12 protein-coding genes and 1 pseudogene are annotated in these 16,096 nt (G+C 65.3%); 7 read left to right on the forward strand and 6 right to left on the reverse strand.

The window, feature by feature from the left end; translation table 11 throughout:
- Positions 1-2: 2 nt before the first annotated feature.
- The 5 genes from accC to ACHMWQ_RS16295 all read right to left on the reverse strand — a co-directional run bounded on the left by accC (position 3) and on the right by ACHMWQ_RS16295 (position 4,643).
- Complete coding sequence (gene accC / locus ACHMWQ_RS16275) at positions 3-1,346, reverse strand: acetyl-CoA carboxylase biotin carboxylase subunit (protein WP_354551598.1); 1,344 nt, start codon at positions 1,344-1,346, stop codon at positions 3-5.
- A gap of 14 nt (positions 1,347-1,360) precedes the next feature.
- Positions 1,361-1,822, reverse strand: coding sequence for an acetyl-CoA carboxylase biotin carboxyl carrier protein (gene accB, locus ACHMWQ_RS16280; RefSeq protein ID WP_354549425.1), 462 nt, complete (start codon positions 1,820-1,822; stop codon positions 1,361-1,363).
- Positions 1,823-1,858: 36 nt separating this feature from the next.
- On the reverse strand, positions 1,859-2,296 hold the full coding sequence (aroQ, locus tag ACHMWQ_RS16285; RefSeq protein ID WP_354549427.1) for a type II 3-dehydroquinate dehydratase: 438 nt from the start codon (positions 2,294-2,296) through the stop codon (positions 1,859-1,861).
- Between the two features lie 137 nt (positions 2,297-2,433).
- Complete coding sequence (locus ACHMWQ_RS16290) at positions 2,434-3,192, reverse strand: DsbA family protein (RefSeq protein ID WP_354549428.1); 759 nt, start codon at positions 3,190-3,192, stop codon at positions 2,434-2,436.
- A gap of 62 nt (positions 3,193-3,254) precedes the next feature.
- Positions 3,255-4,643: a M48 family metalloprotease gene (locus ACHMWQ_RS16295; protein ID WP_396308257.1), complete on the reverse strand. Its 1,389-nt coding sequence runs from the start codon at positions 4,641-4,643 to the stop codon at positions 3,255-3,257.
- Between the two features lie 147 nt (positions 4,644-4,790).
- Here ACHMWQ_RS16295 and ACHMWQ_RS16300 point away from each other — a divergent pair, with 147 nt between their 5' ends.
- Entirely contained in the window at positions 4,791-5,954 is a 1,164-nt protein-coding gene (locus ACHMWQ_RS16300) for a pyridoxal phosphate-dependent aminotransferase (RefSeq protein WP_396308258.1), read from the forward strand.
- A 4-nt stretch (positions 5,955-5,958) separates the two neighbouring features.
- Here ACHMWQ_RS16300 and ACHMWQ_RS16305 read toward each other — a convergent pair whose 3' ends face one another.
- Positions 5,959-7,242 (reverse strand): ROK family protein, encoded by a 1,284-nt coding sequence (locus ACHMWQ_RS16305; protein ID WP_354549432.1) that lies wholly within the window; start codon positions 7,240-7,242, stop codon positions 5,959-5,961.
- Between the two features lie 213 nt (positions 7,243-7,455).
- Between ACHMWQ_RS16305 and pgi the strand changes: the two genes are divergently transcribed.
- From pgi to ACHMWQ_RS16335, 6 genes and pseudogenes are all read left to right on the forward strand, one after another.
- Positions 7,456-9,108, forward strand: coding sequence for a glucose-6-phosphate isomerase (pgi, locus tag ACHMWQ_RS16310; RefSeq protein ID WP_396308259.1), 1,653 nt, complete (start codon positions 7,456-7,458; stop codon positions 9,106-9,108).
- Positions 9,109-9,962: 854 nt separating this feature from the next.
- Complete coding sequence (locus ACHMWQ_RS16315) at positions 9,963-11,027, forward strand: ABC transporter permease (protein WP_396308260.1); 1,065 nt, start codon at positions 9,963-9,965, stop codon at positions 11,025-11,027.
- Positions 11,028-11,263: 236 nt separating this feature from the next.
- Positions 11,264-12,089, forward strand: a pseudogene (locus ACHMWQ_RS16320) (sugar ABC transporter substrate-binding protein).
- Positions 12,090-12,334: 245 nt separating this feature from the next.
- Positions 12,335-13,912: a sugar ABC transporter ATP-binding protein gene (locus ACHMWQ_RS16325; protein WP_396308261.1), complete on the forward strand. Its 1,578-nt coding sequence runs from the start codon at positions 12,335-12,337 to the stop codon at positions 13,910-13,912.
- On the forward strand, positions 13,912-14,688 hold the full coding sequence (locus ACHMWQ_RS16330; protein ID WP_396308262.1) for an SDR family NAD(P)-dependent oxidoreductase: 777 nt from the start codon (positions 13,912-13,914) through the stop codon (positions 14,686-14,688). The genes ACHMWQ_RS16325 and ACHMWQ_RS16330 overlap by 1 nt, the downstream gene beginning before the upstream one ends.
- 461 nt (positions 14,689-15,149) lie before the next feature.
- Positions 15,150-16,094 (forward strand): 5'-nucleotidase, encoded by a 945-nt coding sequence (locus ACHMWQ_RS16335; RefSeq protein ID WP_396308263.1) that lies wholly within the window; start codon positions 15,150-15,152, stop codon positions 16,092-16,094.
- Positions 16,095-16,096 lie beyond the last annotated feature (2 nt).

The following is a 16,096-nucleotide window of genomic DNA, read 5'->3' on the forward strand; positions in this document are numbered from 1 at the left end:
ACCTATTGGTCCACAGCCAGCTTCTTCTCGAGCCAATGGATGTCGTAACGGCCATCGGCGATGTCCTGGTCGTCCACCAGTTGGCGGAAGAGCGGGATCGTCGTGTGGATGCCGTCGACGACGAATTCGTCGAGCGCGCGGCGCAGCCGCATCATGCACTCGACGCGGTTGCGTCCATGCACGATCAGCTTGCCGATCAGGCTGTCGTAATAGGGCGGGATCTTGTAGCCCTGATAGACGCCGGAATCGACGCGAACGCCGAGGCCGCCCGGCGGATGGTAGTAGGTGATCTTGCCCGGCGACGGCGCGAAGGTGCGCGGGTCCTCGGCATTGATGCGGCATTCGATGGCATGGCCCTCGAACGTCACGTCTTCCTGCCGGAAGGACAGCCCGCTGCCGGCGGCGATGCGGATCTGCTCGTTGACCAGATCGATGCCGGTGACAGCTTCCGTGACCGGATGCTCCACCTGCAGGCGCGTGTTCATCTCGATGAAATAGAACTCGCCATCCTCGTAGAGGAATTCGATCGTGCCCGCGCCGGAATAGCCGAGATCGGCGACGGCCTTGGCGCAGACGGCGCCGATCTTGTCGCGCTCCTCGGCGTTGAGGGCCGGCGAACCCGCCTCTTCCCAGACCTTCTGGTGCCGGCGCTGCAGCGAGCAGTCGCGCTCGCCCAGATGCACGGCATAGCCCTTGCCGTCACCGAGAATCTGGATCTCGATGTGGCGGGGCTTTTCGAGGTACTTTTCCATGTAGACGGCGTCGTCGCCGAAGGCCGCCTTCGCCTCGGAACGCGCGGTCTGGAAGGCGATGACGACATCGGCCTCCGAACGCGCCACCTTCATGCCGCGGCCACCGCCGCCGGACGATGCCTTGATCAGCACGGGATAGCCGATCTTGGCGCCGTTGCGGATCGCGTCGGCCTCGTCCTTGAGCGCGCCATCCGAGCCGGGAACGACGGGAATGCCCAGGCGCTGCGCAGTGCGCTTCGCCTCGATCTTGTCGCCCATGATGCGGATGTGCTCGGACTTCGGTCCGATGAAGGTCAGGTTGTGCGCTTCGAGGATCTCGGCGAAACGCGCATTTTCGGACAGGAAGCCGTAGCCGGGATGAATGGCGTCGGCGCCCGTGATCTCGCAGGCTGCGAGCAGCGAGGGAATGTTCAGATAGCTGTCGCGCGCGGGCGGCGGGCCGATGCAGACGCTCTCGTCCGCGAGGCGGACATGCATGGCGTCCGCGTCAGCCGTCGAATGCGCGGCGACGGTCTGAATCCCGAGCTCCTTGCAGGCGCGCAGGATGCGAAGGGCAATTTCACCGCGATTGGCAATCAGGATCTTGTTGAACATCGGCACCACGGCGCTCATTCGATGATCAGGAGCGGTTCGCCATACTCAACCGGCTGGCCGTCCTCGACCATGATGGCCTTCACGACGCCGGAACGCGGCGACGGAATCTGGTTCATCGTCTTCATCGCTTCGACGATGAGGAGCGTCTGGCCCTCGCGGACCGTGTCCCCGATCTCGATGAAGGTCTTGGCGCCGGGCTCGGGCGAGCGGTAGGCGGTGCCGACCATCGGCGAGGGAACGATGCCGGGGTGGCCGGCCAGGCTGACTTCGACCGGCGCAGCGGCCGCAGCCGGGGCTGCCGCGGCGGCCATCGGAGCAGCAACCTGGTAGGCGGCGGGAGCGACGGTAATGTTGCGCGCGACGCGGATCCGCAGATCCTCGTGCTCGACTTCGATCTCGGTGAGATCCGTCTCCGTCAGCAGCAGCGCAAGCTGCCGGATCAGGTCCTGATCGATCGTCGAATTTTTGCTCGTCATGCCCTTTGTTCTTTCATTGAGACCGTTCCCCCTCACTCACTCGACGAGCGGTTGCAGCGCTTGAAGCGCCAACCCGTAGCCCGCGGCTCCAAAACCGCAGATCACGCCGGCGGCGACAGGGGAAACATAGGAATGATGCCGGAAGTCTTCGCGCGCGAAGACATTGGAAAGATGCAGTTCGATCGTGGGGAGCCCGACGGCGCGAATCGCGTCGTGCAGGGCGATCGACGTATGCGTATAGGCGCCCGGATTGATCACGATGCCCCGGAACCGTCCGAGTGCCTCGTGAATCCAATCGATCAGCATTCCCTCATGGTTGGATTGGCGAAAATCGACCGCCATGCCCAGCCGCTCGCCGGCGGCCTTGGTATCCGCCTCGATCTCACCAAGCGTCTTGGAGCCATAGACACCAGGCTCCCGCTTGCCGAGCATGTTGAGGTTGGGACCATTGAGAACGAGAATTGCTGCTGTCATCGATGATTTTCTACCGAGGGCCCTGCAAGGACGGGCCCTTGCGGCGAGGTTGGCAGGTTATAGGGGGTCGAGGAATAAAGGAAAAGCCCCGAAACTCTCGCCTCCGGAATCCTGTCCCATGAATCTTGACCCACCGGTCAGCACGTCACCGAACCGCAGGCGCGCACGGATTTGATCTTCTCCTTCAGCGCGTCATACCCGACCGCGCCGACCACCACGTCGTTCTGCAGGACGTAGGACGGCGTGCCGTTGATGCCGAGAGCCTGGGCCAGACCATAGGATTCATTGATGGTAGCCGCGACTTCCGGATCCTTGAGGTGCGCCTGGATTGCGGCCTTGTCGAGACCGATATCGGCCGCAACCGCCAGCGCCCGCGCGCCGTCGACGGCGCCCCGGCTCATCAGCAGTTCGTCGTAAAAGGCCTTGTACTTCTCGGGCGCGACCTTGTTGACGCTGATCGCAACCTGGGCGGCTTCTTCCGACCCCTGCCCCAGCACCGGGAACTCCTTCAAGATGACGCGGAGGCCCTTGTCCTCGTCGAGCAGCTTCTGCATGTCGGCATGGGCGCGCTTGCAGTAGCCGCAATTGTAATCGAAGAACTCGACGAGCGTGACGTCGCCCTTGGGATTGCCCAGCACGACATGGCGCGGCGAATTGAACAGCTGGTCGGCATATTTGGCGACGCCGCTCTTGCGGGCCTCGGCTTCCGCGGCCTGTTCCTTGCGCTGGAGTTCTTCCATCGCGTCCCGGATCACTTCCGGGTTCTTCATCAGATAGTCCTTCACCAGATCGCCGATCTCGGCCTGCTGGCTCTCGGAAAAGCTGGCTGCCTGAACCGGAACGGCGGCAGTCAGCGCGATCGCGGCGAAGGCCGCTGCGAAGAAGGGTCTCGACATGGCAATCACCTGTTTGCGTCGGGCCTTAGAGATCGCGCGGGGCGATCGGCAGGCGGAACGGATCATTTCGTCTTCGAAGGCGGTGTATAGGACAGAATGTCGTCGGCACGAAGCCAGGCCGGCGAACCGGTCTTGAATTGGCTCTGCACGCGCTTGGCGCGGGACTTGGCTTCGCGGAACTTGCCCTCGGCGAATTCGCCCTGGGCGGTGGCGAGATCGGCCATGGCGATGTCGCCCCGCAGCGCATAGGCGCGCGCCAGGCTGCGATGGCCGATCGGCATGTCCGGATCGGTCTGCAGGCCGATGGTGAGGTTCTTCACCGCCTCGTCGACCGATTTGGGATCGCCGACCTCGACGAGCGCCTGGCCAAGCATGATCCGCAGCAGTCCCGATTTCGGCGCCGCCGCCACGGCCTTGCGCAAAGGCGCGACGGCCTCTTTGGCGCGACCCGCTTCGAGGAGCACCTGGCCCTGCAGCTCGTAGAAATAGGGGAAGTTGGGCCGCGACTTGATCAGCGCCCCGATCTGGTCGATGGCGTTGCGGGAATTGCCGGTTCGATAGGCCAGGATGGCGCGGGCATAGCGCGCCGGCATGGAGGTGTCTGACGGCGGATAGCGCCGCATCACCAGCATCGAATCCTCGGAGAAGGCCGAGAGCTTGGCCCTCACCATGTCGTGCCGCGCCTGCAGCTCCGGCGAATCCTTGGTGTTGTAGAACTTGCTCTTCCTCGCCGCGCTCTCGATCAGGTCGATGCGCTCGTTCGGCATCGGATGGCTCTGCAGATAGGGATTGGCGCCCTGGCTGGAGAACAGCGTGTTGTCGGCGAAGCGCTGGAACGTCGTGATCATGCCCTTGGCGGACTGGCCGCTCTTGTCGAGATAGGTGAGCGCGGAACGGTCGGCCGCCATCTCCTCCGAGCGCTGATAGGCGAGCAGGCCGCGCCGGACCATCTCGTTCGAGCCCATCGCGATGCCGCCGCCGGCGCGCGCCGCATCGCCGGAGCCGGAGGCCGCGCCCGCGATAGCGGCACCCATGCCGACCACGCTGCCGATCAGGGCCATCGTCTTGGCGGTCTCGAGCTGCTGGCGAAGCTGGATCTGGTGGTTGCCGGCGAGATGCCCGGTTTCATGCGCCAGCACGCCGATCAGTTCGTTCGGCGTCTTCGAATCGATGATCGCGCCCGTGTTGACGAAGATCTTGTCGCCGGAGGCGACGAAGGCGTTGAAGGACGGATTGTTGACCAGGTAGAGCTCGACCGACGTCGCGCGAAGGCCGGCGGCCTTGTAGATCGGCCGCAGGTAGTCCTGGATCAGCGCCTCGGTTTCCGCGTCGCGTACCAGGGCCGGCCTGGACTGAGCCTCGGCCGGGCCGGCGGCAAGCGGCGCCAGCATGGCGATGCCGATCATCCCGCCCACAAGGCCCCGCACCACGCGCTGGATCGAATTCGTCACGGATCGCCCCTCCTCCAGCCTTTCCCTCACGGCTGGCGAATTGTATGAAGCCGCCTCGCGCTCGCGCCAGCAGCATCCCCCTTGGACGGATGCGCAGAAAATGGGGCGATAGCAAGACTTTTAATCCCCCGGATGGAACAGCCCGCCATGACGCCTTCCGATCGCCCGCCATCGCGCCGCAGCGCCGTCGCTCCCTTCATCGCGATGGATGTGATGTCGGCGGCGTTTGCGCGAATCGCCAAGGGCGAGCGCATCGTCCGCATGGAGATCGGCGAACCCGGCGCCTCGGCCCCGAAGCCTGTGCTCGACGCCGCCCGCGCGGCGCTGGACAGCGGCCGCATCGGTTACACGGAAGCGCTTGGCTGGCGGCCGCTGCGCGAGCGCATCGCACAATATTATGCCGATACGCACGGCATTGAGGTATCCGCCTCGCGGATCGCGATCACCACGGGCTCTTCGGCCGGCTTCAACCTCGCCTTCCTGGCCGCCTTCGATGCTGGCGACCGGGTCGCCATCGCCTCGCCAGGCTATCCGGCCTATCGCAACATCCTCGCCGCGCTCGGCCTGGAGGTCGTGGAGATCGAGACGACAGCAGAGACCCGCCACGCGATCACGCCGGAAATGCTGGAGCGCGTGCATGCGGAAAAGCCGCTGGCCGGCATCCTGGTCGCCAGCCCCGGCAACCCGACCGGCACGATGATGACGCCCGACGCCCTCGCGGCCCTCATCCGCGCCGCCGACGAACTCGGCATCCGCTTCATCTCGGACGAGATCTATCACGGCCTCGTCTATGACGGTGTCGCCGAGACGGCGCTCGCCACCAGCGACCGCGCCATCGTCATCAACTCCTTCTCGAAATATTACTGCATGACCGGCTGGCGGATCGGTTGGATGGTGCTGCCGGAAATCCTGGTGCGCCCGGTCGAGCGGATCGGCCAGAGCCTCTACATCTCCGCGCCGGACCTGTCGCAGCGCGCCGCGATCGCCGCCTTCGATGCGATCGACGAACTCGAGGCGATCAAGGCCGGCTATGCCGCCAATCGCAAGCTGCTGCTGGAAAAGCTGCCGAAGATCGGCTTCGACGATTATTTCCCTGTCGATGGCGCCTTCTACATCTACGCCTCGGTGCGGCGCTTCTCGAACGATTCCGCCGATTTCGCGCAGAAGATGCTGGCCGAGGCCGGGATCTCGGCGACGCCGGGCGCGGATTTCGACCGCGTGCACGGCCACGCGCATATCCGCTTTTCCTTCGCCGGCGCCACGGCGGAAATCGCCGAGGCAGCGGAGCGTCTGGAAAACTGGCTCGCCTGAGCGATCAGACCTTGAGGTCGGCGGGCTCGCGCACGGGCGCCGCCGGCTTCGGCAGCACCACCGGATCGTGATCCGAACTGGCAAAGACCTCGCGGTCGAGCCGCTGCATCGCGCCGGCGAGAATGCCGACATCGACCAGGTCGTCCTCGGCCGAGAACACCTCGATCTCGGTCATGCGGGCGAGTTCGCCGACCAGTCCCTCGTCGAGTCCGGCGCGGAATCCGGCTTCCATGAGGTCGAAGGCGGCCACCCCGCGCCCGGTGAAAGCGACGCGCTGCGGATTGAGCAGGGCGATCAGCCGCGACAGGCCGTAGCCGAGCGCCAGGCCGGCCTGGTGATAGGCCATGCGCACGCGATCCTCGCCGGCGCGCGCCCGCTCCTCGAGCCGGTGCATCGTCTCGGCGTCGGGATCGATATCGGTCGGCGACACGTCGGGGGCCAGGTTTTCGACCGCCCGGTAGATCGCATAATCGGCGACATAGGCCTCGACGCAGCCACGGCGCCCGCAGCGGCAGAGCGCCCCGCCCGGCATGTGGTTGGCATGGCCGAACTCGGCGCCGGAGCCATAGGCGCCGGTGAACAGCCGGCCGTTGATATAGAGACCCATGCCGACGCCATAGGCGATGAAGATGGTGGCGAAGGTGCCGCCGAAACGGATGGGATCGCGCGAATGCAGCGCCTGCGCCATCATGTTGACGTCGTTGGTCATCGAGGCGCGGATGCCGAGCGCCTCGCTCACCGGCCCCGGGATCGGCCCGACATCCACGTCGACGGTCGGGCTCCACAGCAGCGTGCCGGTCGTCTCGTCGGTGGTGCCGGGAATGGCGATCGAAATCTCGGACACGCGCGAAGGCGGAATGTCCCGGTCGGCGAGATAGCCGCGAATGCAATCGATCAGCCGCGGCACGAAGCTGCGCGAATCAGCGCCCATCGTCGAAATGGCGTAGTGCCGGCTGTCGCGCAGATGGCCGGAATAGTCGCTGAGCAGCAGGGTCACCGAATGGAGCGAGATCTTGACGCCCAGCACATAGGCGGCCTCGTCATTCAGCGTCAGCGCCACACGCGGCCGACCCCGGCCCAGCGGCCGCTCGGCCCGCTCGTCGATATCGGCGGTCACCAGTATGTGTTCGGCCAGGAGATCCCCGGTAATGGCGGAAATCGTCGCGGGGCTCAGCCCCGTCTCGCGGCCAAGCTCGACACGCGCCAACGGCCCGGCACGACGAAGCGCCCCGAGAACGAGACCACGGTTCTGGCGACGCACTAGTTCAGTGTCGGCTTTGCTCTGCACGATTCTCCTCCGCGCCCGCAGCATGGTGTATCGATTATTGATTTCCAAGCGTAATTGATGGCGCTACGTCAGCTATGAATACCAAATTTTGCATGTGAGAATGGCGCTGTGATGTCTTCACCCGCGTCGGGGAGGCCACACTTGCCGCAGCGGGGCTCCCGTCGTATGTCGTCGTCAGCCCCGTAGGCCCATCGCTTCGAAGGACGTCCACGCATGACCGTCGCCCGAACCGCCGCTACGGCGGCCGCTATCAGCAATGCCTTTGCCGCTCTCCGCGAGCAGCGCGACCGCGTCGAAGCGCAGAGCATGCGCGAGATGTTCGCCGCCGATCCCGCGCGTTTCAGCCGTCTTTCGGCCAGTGTGGACGGCATGCTGCTCGATTATTCGAAGAACCGCATCGACACGGCCGCGGTCGTCGCGCTGCTTGACCTTGCCCGTATCGCCGGCGTCGAGGAGCGTCGCGATGCGATGTTCGCGGGCGAGAAGATCAACGTCACCGAAAACCGCGCCGTCCTGCATGTGGCGCTGCGCGCCACGCCGGACGAAAGCTACATCGTCGACGGCAAGAATGTCGTGGATGACGTGCAATCCGTGCTCGCGGCCATGTCGGCCTTCGCCGAAGGGATTCGCGACGGCTCGATCGCCGGCACCGGCGGCCGCTTCACCGACGTCGTCAATATCGGCATTGGCGGCTCCGACCTTGGCCCGGCCATGGTGACGCGCGCGCTCAGCCCCTATCACGACGGCCCGCGCCTGCACTTCGTCTCCAATGTCGACGGCGCGCATATCCACGACACGCTGGAAGGCCTCGACCCGGCGACGACGCTGTTCCTGGTCGCCTCGAAGACCTTCACCACCATCGAGACGATGACCAATGCCGCCACGGCGCGGGCCTGGATCGTCGCTGCGCTGGGCGAAGAGGCGGTCGGCGCGCATTTCGCCGCCATGTCGACGGCGCTCGACAAGGTCAATGCCTTCGGCATCGACGACAGCCGCACCTTCGGCTTCTGGGATTGGGTCGGCGGCCGCTACTCCGTCTGGTCGGCGATCGGCCTGCCGGTGATGATCGCCATCGGCGCCGACGATTTCCGCCAGTTCCTGGCCGGCGCGCATGCGATGGACCAGCATTTCCGCACCGCCCCGCTCGACAAGAACCTGCCGGTTCTGCTGGCGCTGATCGGCATCTGGAACCGCAACATCCTCGGTTTCCCGGCCAAGGCGGTGCTTCCCTACGACCAGCGGCTGGAGCGCTTCGCGGCCTATCTGCAGCAGCTCGACATGGAATCGAACGGCAAGCGCGTGACGCTGGAAGGCGCCCCGGTGACGCTCGCCACCGGCCCGCTCGTCTGGGGCGAGCCCGGCACCAACGGCCAGCACGCCTTCTACCAGCTGATCCACCAGGGCACCGACGTCATCCCCTGCGATTTCCTGATCGCGGCGACGGCGCATGAGACCGACAAGGTCCATCACGCCCTGCTGCTCGCCAACTGCTTCGCCCAGACGGAAGCGCTGATGCGCGGCCGCACCACGGACGAGGCCCGCGCCGAACTGGCCGCCGAGGGCAAGGTGCCGACCGAGGTCGAGCGCCTCGCCCCGCACAAGACGTTCCCGGGCAACCGCCCGTCCAACACGATCCTCTACAAGTCGCTCGATCCCTTCACGCTCGGCCGCCTGATCGCGCTCTACGAGCATCAGGTCTTCGTGCAGGGCGCGATCTGGGGCATCGATTCCTATGACCAGTGGGGCGTCGAACTCGGCAAGCAACTCGCCATGCAGCTGCTGCCGATGGTCGACGGCACCGCCGACGCCGGGTCGCGCGATTCCTCCACGGCCGGCCTGATAAAGGCAGCCGCCAGCCTGCGCTGACTGCGCGAAGATCGTTGAAGACAAAAGTCCGGCGGGAAGCCTTCCGCCGGACTTTTTGATTCCAGCGAGGCCGGCTGTGCGAGTCGGCGCGGAAAGACATGAAGGCCCCTCACCCCACCCCTCTCCCGCAAGCGAGACCTTTGCGCAACATCGGTTACAACCGTCTCGATTCGGTACATGGCTATGTTCGTCGCCCCGGCGAAGGCCGGGGCCCATAAACACTGGCCAAGCAAAGCCTGGCTAGTCTCTTTCCGGCAGGCCTGAGTGTATGGATCCCGGCCGTCGCCGGGATGACGGCGGAGGGAGACAGGGCGCTTGCGTTTCAACGATGTTGCGCAAAGCCCCCGCAAGCGGGCGAGGGAGCCGATCGCAACCCGTCGCCCCGCCGGCATCCTTCTGGAGACAGAAGGTTTGAAGATCCCCGCGTTTGAAAATCCAACTCCTTGAAGACCAGGAAGACTCCCGCGCGCCCCCGCCGCCGGCCGAAAAGCCCTCGCCCGCTTGCGGGAGAGGGTGGGGTGAGGGTCTTGCTTGTTCTGGGGCTTTTACGGTCCGGCGACCGATGCGGCCGCAATTTGCCCAGCTATCGCCCTTCCTATCCGCGGCTCGTCCTCACCCTGACGCTCCGCCCAGCGTCCCACGAGACGCCGAAGCGCCCCGCGTTTCCCGCCCCGCCTCCATCCACTTTTCCGCCTCGCCCAAAACCCACACCGAATATTTCCCCACACCCCGATCCCCACATTGATAAAATTATAATAGCATGATGTTATGTGAGCCGGCCCCTCCACCGTTCTGAGGGGACCCCGCTGGGAACCGCGTCGAGGAGGGCGCACCTGGCGGCAAGGGAGGAAAACATGGAACGTACCGTTGAGCGGGATTCCGGCTTCGAGGGATCGGGCCGCGCCCTGCGCGATCGGCTGACGCGGTTTGTCGCGGTCGGCGAAGTGGGCGTGCTGCTCGCGTTGATCGTGCTGGTCGCCTTCTTCTACATCATCGAGCCGGCCTTCCTGTCGGAGCGCAACATCCGCGCCATCCTGCGCGTCGTCTCGTTCATCGGCATCATCGCCATCGGCCAGACGATCCTGCTGGTGAATGGCGAGTTCGATCTTTCCGTCGGCGCGGTCGCCGGCCTCTCGGCGGTCTGCAGCGCCAAGCTGATGACGGCGCTTGCCCTGCCCGTGCCGCTGGCGCTGATCGGCGGCGTGCTCGTCGGCGCCGGCATCGGGCTGGTCAACGGCCTGGTCGTGGTCAAGCTGAAGATCCCCGCCTTCATCCAGACATTGGGCATGCTGTTCATCGGCCAAGGCCTGATCCAGGTCGTCACCAACGGTTATCCGGTCTATCCGCTGCCGCCTGTGATCACCGATATCGGTTATGCCGATTTCCTGTTCGGGCTGGGCTGGAGCTTTGTCTTCTTCATCCTCGCCGCACTGATCGCCGATTTCGTGCTCCGCCGCACCGTGCTCGGGCGCAACATGTATGCGACCGGCGGCAATCCCGAAGTCGCGCGCCTCGTCGGCATCGATACCGCCCGCTACAAGATCGGCGCCTTCATGACGGTGGGCGCGCTCGCCGCCGTCGCCGGCATGTTCGTCATGGCGGATCTTGCCTCCGGCACCACCTCGATCGGCAGCGGCTGGGAGCTCAACGTCATTGCCGGCGTCGTCGTCGGCGGCGTCAGCCTGTTCGGCGGCGCCGGCACCATGGCCGGCGGCCTGATCGGCGTGCTGCTGCTGCAGGTCGTCACCAGCGGTCTCGTCGTGGTCGGCGTCAACGCCAACTGGCAGCAGATCGCGGTGGGCGTGATCATGGTGCTCGCCGTCGGCCTCGACATCCTGCGCCGCCGCTATTTCATCGCCGGCTCCAGCGCCGCGCCGGCCGAGCCGCCGGCGACCACCACGAGCACAAAACCATCCTGATCAACCGGCCCCAGAAGACCGGACGGGACGCGATCGATCGAAAAGGCCCGCCACAAGGCAGGCCATCCAGAGGGAGGACTACCATGAAGACACGCCTTTCCAGCCTGACCAGGGCGGCGCTGCTCGCCACCGTCGCCCTGACCGGCGGCCTCACCGCCCTGCCCCATGCCGGCCTCGCCGCCGGCAAGAACATCCTCTGGGTGCAGCCGATGCGCGACCATCCGGTGCATCGACTGATGCAGGCCGGCTTCCTCAACAAGTGCAAGGAACTCGGCAACACCTGCGAAGTCGTCGGCAATCCGAGCGCCACCAATTATGACGTACCCGGCTCGATCCCGCTCGCCGAGGCGGCCATGGCGCGCACCAAGTTCGACGCCATCGCCGTCTATGGCCCCGGCCCTGAAATCTTCCCGTTCATCGGCAAGCTTGGCAAGGAAGGCTTTCCCGTCGTCACCTGGCACGTGCTGCCGCCCGAGGGCTCGGTCCCCGGGCTGAAGGCCGCAACCGGCGAGGACATTCCCTCGGCCGGCAAGGCGGCGGCGCTGTCGATGGGCGAGAAGATGGGCGGCAAGGGCGTGATCGCCCTGACGCAGGGCTCGTCCAACGACACGGAGAACGTCATGGCGGGACTCGTTCCGCAAGACGATGGCCGAGAAGTATCCGGACATAAAAATCCTCGACACCCAGATGGAAGGCTTCGAGCCCTCCGCCGCCGAGGGCAAGGCCGTCGCCCTGCTGCAGGGTAATCCCGATGTCACCGCCGCCTTCTCGACGACGGGCAATGGCGCGCAGACCTGGTCGGGCGCCGCACGCAAGGCCGACCGCCCGCTCGTCATCATCGGCATGGACTACATCCGCCAGAACCTCGACATCGTGAAGTCGGGCGCGGCCTATGGCGTGGTCGCGCAGCCGCTCTACGAGGAGAGCGCGCTCACCGCCCAGCTCGCCAACGACCTCGCCGAAGGCAAGACGGTGCCGTATCTGAACCCGCTGCCGGCCTCGGTCATCACCGCCGCCGACCTCGAGCCCTACTACAAGATGCTCGACAGCGCCGGCCAGTAGAGAACGCCTGCTTGCCCCTCTCCCGTGCACGGGAGAGGCACTTCCCCTAGCCCTCTCCCGCGTGCGGGAGAGGGTTGGGTGAGGGACTTTCTTCCCCTCACCTCTCCCTGAGGGAGAGGTCGGAGCGAAGCTCCGGGTGAGGGTTTAGGGACCTATCCGGTGAGGCCGTACCCCCACCCGCCGCACTGCGTGCGTCGACCTCTCCCTCAGGGAGAGGTAAAAGAAAGCATTCGGGAACACCGATCATGACCGACCCGGCCACCGCCCCGCCCGTCATCCAGACCCGCGCCATCGTCAAGAGCTTTGCCGGCGTGCAGGCGTTGCGCGGCGTCGATTTCGCCGTACATCCGGGCGAGATCCACGCGCTGCTGGGCCAGAACGGCGCCGGCAAGTCGACCCTGGTCAAGATCCTGAACGGCGTCCACAAGGCAGGCTCCTATTCCGGCGAGATCCTCGTCGACGGCAAGCCGGTCGCCTTCGCCTCGACGTCGGCGGCGCGTGCCGAAGGCGTCGGCTATGTGCCGCAGGAAATCGAGGTGCTGGAGCAGCTCTCGGTCGCCGAGAACGTCTTTGCCGGCCATACCGGCCTTGGCCGCGGCCCGATCATCAGCCGCCGCCGCATGGAGGCGGAAGCCCGCGCCCTGTTCGAGGAACTGGGCCTTGCCATCGACCCACGCATGCTGGTCGCCAGCCTCACCTCGGCGCAGCGCCATCTCGTGATGATCGCCCGCGCCCTCTCCTTCAAGCCGCGCGTGCTGATGCTGGACGAGCCGACCGCCTCGCTCTCCGGCGTCGAGGTCGAGCGGCTGTTCCAGGTGCTCCGCCGCCTGAAGGCGCAGGGCAAGACGATGATCTTCATCACCCACCGCCTGCCGGAAATCTTGGCCATCTGCGACCGCGCCACCGTGCTGCGCGATGGCCGCGTCGCCGCCGAGATCGACCGCGCCCATTTCGACGAAGAGCATTTCATCTTCGCCATGTCGGGCCAGAAGCTGCAGCGCCTCTATCCCGACCATGTCGCGCCACCGGCCGAAACGCCGCCCTTGCTCTCGGTGCGCGACCTCCAGATCGCCGGCCGCTTCGGCGTCAATCGCGGCGTCAGCGGCGTCTCGTTCGATGTCCGCCCCGGCGAGATCCTCGGCCTCGCCGGCCTGCTCGGCTCCGGCCGCACCGAGATCCTGCACGCCCTCTATGGCCGCATCCCTTTCTCCGGCTCCATCGCGATCGACGGCCAGCCGGTCGCGATCGCGCGCTCCAGCGATGCGCGCGCCGCCGGCGTGGCGCTCTTGACCGAGGACCGCAAGCGCGACGGCCTGCTGTTCAACCTGCCCGTCGGCGCCAACATCACGATCGGCAATCTGGCGCCGCTGTCGAGCCACGGCATGGTGCGCGAGGGCCGCGAGAAGAGCGCCGTGCTCGCCGCCATGCGGGCGCTCAACGTCAAGGCGCGCTCGCCGCAGGCCTCCGTCGCCCATCTCTCCGGCGGCAACCAGCAGAAGCTGCTCTTCGCCCGCGTGCTGATGAGCGCGCCGCGCGTGCTCCTTCTCGACGAGCCGACCAAGGGCGTCGACGCCGGAACGCGGCACGAGATCTACCGGCTGATCGTCGACCTCGCCGACAAGGGCGTGGCGCTCATCGTCGTCGCCTCGGAGTTGGAGGAAGTGATCGGCCTCGCGGACCGCTGCCTGGTGGTGGCGGACGGGCGGATCGTCGACGAGTTCCAGCGCGGCGAGGGCAGCGAGGACAAGGTGCTGCGCTCGATCACGGCGGCGCAGGCAGCCCTGCAGCAACAGGCGCTCGCCGCCGGCGCGGGACGCGCCTGATGGCCGGGCGCTTCGCAGGCAAGGTCATCCTCGTCACGGGCGCCGCGACCGGCATCGGCCGCGCCACGGCGGAATATCTGGTGGCCGAAGGCGCCAGCGTCTTCGGCATCGGCCTCGATGGCGAGGCCGGCCACGCGCTCGACGAAACCTATGCGGCGAAGAACCTGCCGCTGTCGTTCCGCGAGGTCGACCTGACGGACGACGCGGCGGTGCGCACCGCCATCGCCGCCTGCCAGCGCGAGCATGGCCGGCTCGATGCCGTCGTCAACTGCGCCGGGATCTATGCCACCGGCAAGCGGCTGGAGGACGTCACCGACGCCGAATGGGATTTGACCGTCGCCGTTAACCTGACCGCGATTTTTCGCGTCTGCCGCGCCGTTCTGCCGCTGATCCGCGCCTCGGGCGGCGGCTCGGTGGTCAACCTCGCCTCGGTGCACGCGATCGCCACCGTCCCCGGCGTACCCGCCTATGCCGCGACCAAGGCGGCCGTCGTCGGCCTGTCGAAGCAGATGGCGCTCGACTATGCGATCGACCGCATCCGCGTCAACGCCGTCATCGTCGGCTCGGTCGCCACCCGCATGACGCTCGGCGACGGCCCCGATGCGCGGGAAAAGGTCGAGGCGGCGGGCCTCTATTTCGACGAGCGAAAGGTGCCACGCGTCGCCGACCCCCTCGAACTCGCCAGGGCGATCGGCTTTCTCCTCTCCGACGACGCGTCGTTCGTGACGGGGAGCGGCTTTGTGGTCGATGGCGGCCTTACGGCGCTGCTGTTGTAGGGATTCGCAAGGGTCGACGGCGGCAAGCGCTTGTTCGCACGAACAAATCGATCCAGGCCCTTGGCGCACGCGCCGGATCGCGCGCCTCTTCACCTCTCGCCTCACGGGAGAGGTCGACGGCCGCAGGCCGGCGGGTGAGGGTTTACGGCCTCACCGGCAGGCCGCCTTGCAGTAACGCGCCAAATCCGGAGGGTTCCCTAACCCCTCACCCGGAGCCTCGCTCCGACCTCTCCCGCCGGGAGAGGTGAAAGGGTCGAGCCCAGTCCCCTGCGGCGTCGAAACCTATGACGGCGACAATGGAAGGATGCACCTCGCGCGGGTTTCAGCTCTTCGCAAAGCGTCCGACTCACCATTCGAATGGTAGACGGCCATGAGTAAACCAAAGAGCACACAATTTCTGGACGACAATTCACCTTAACGTATATCAAGAGCTGCGATACTAGCGTCAACGGGAGCCTAGTGTGACAGGTAGCGATAGAGAGCTTCTTTCAGAGAAGCCGCTCAGAATAGGCATATCAACGCGGGCACTCTTTGATTTAGAAGAAGAGCATCGCGTGCTTTCTGAACAAGGTGTTCAGGCATATGCGTCTCTGCAGCGAGATCGCGAAAGCACGGTCATCAAAAAAGGTACCGGATTCGATGTTGTCGACCGACTGCTAAAATTGAATGAGCCCGACTACCCGCCTTATGTAGAAGTGATACTTCTTTCACGGAATTCTCCCGATCTCTCTCTTCGCGCATTCCATTCGATAGATTACTATGGACTTGCGGTTAAGACTGGCAGTTTCACCAGCGGCAGATCACTAGCTCCGTTCATCCCGGCTTGGGAAATCGACCTCTTTCTCTCGAATGAAGCAGATGATGTCAAAGCCGCAATCGCCGCAGGAACAGCGGCGGCTCGACTTGGACCTCCTCCGCGGGCACGAGAGGGACGTCACGAAGACGAAGTCAGAATTGCCTTTGATGGCGACGCGGTCGTATTCAGCCCCGAATCCGACGAGATCTTCAAAGAGCAGGGCCTCCCCGGATTCCTAAAACATGAAGTAGAGAACGCTACCAAGCCGATGGACGTCGGACCATTCGGTAACTTTATGAAGAAGCTATCAATACTCAGGAATATCTACCTGCGCGACGATGGCGTGAGCCGCGTCAGAATTGCTATCGTTACGGCGAGAAATGCCCCCGCGCATGCCCGTGTCATCAATACACTACGCGCATGGGGGACTCCCGCAGACGAGGCACACTTCGTGGGAAGACGAGAAAAATCGACAATCCTGGCAGCGTTTGGAGCTCACATCTTCTTTGACGACCAAGAAAAGCATGTTGTCGGTGCTTCTCAGCTAGTTCCGTCTGGCCATGTCCCAGGACCACATGATCCCGATCTCCCCATAATTCCGGCCGGATAGGG

Origin of the sequence: Kaistia sp. UC242_56, from assembly GCF_044452255.1 — a bacterium.
Lineage (GTDB): Bacteria > Pseudomonadota > Alphaproteobacteria > Rhizobiales > Kaistiaceae > Kaistia > Kaistia defluvii_A.

Bases quoted from the DNA above. Each gene is read 5' to 3' on its own strand.
- ACHMWQ_RS16300 (WP_396308258.1), top strand. From the start codon at position 4,791: ATGACGCCTTCCGATCGCCCGCCATCGCGCCGCAGCGCCGTCGCTCCC.
- ACHMWQ_RS16315 (WP_396308260.1), top strand. From the start codon at position 9,963: ATGGAACGTACCGTTGAGCGGGATTCCGGCTTCGAGGGATCGGGCCGC.
- ACHMWQ_RS16330 (WP_396308262.1), top strand. From the start codon at position 13,912: ATGGCCGGGCGCTTCGCAGGCAAGGTCATCCTCGTCACGGGCGCCGCG.
- accC (WP_354551598.1), bottom strand. From the start codon at position 1,346: ATGTTCAACAAGATCCTGATTGCCAATCGCGGTGAAATTGCCCTTCGC.
- pgi (WP_396308259.1), top strand. From the start codon at position 7,456: ATGACCGTCGCCCGAACCGCCGCTACGGCGGCCGCTATCAGCAATGCC.
- aroQ (WP_354549427.1), bottom strand. From the start codon at position 2,296: ATGACAGCAGCAATTCTCGTTCTCAATGGTCCCAACCTCAACATGCTC.
- accB (WP_354549425.1), bottom strand. From the start codon at position 1,822: ATGACGAGCAAAAATTCGACGATCGATCAGGACCTGATCCGGCAGCTT.
- ACHMWQ_RS16290 (WP_354549428.1), bottom strand. From the start codon at position 3,192: ATGTCGAGACCCTTCTTCGCAGCGGCCTTCGCCGCGATCGCGCTGACT.
- ACHMWQ_RS16325 (WP_396308261.1), top strand. From the start codon at position 12,335: ATGACCGACCCGGCCACCGCCCCGCCCGTCATCCAGACCCGCGCCATC.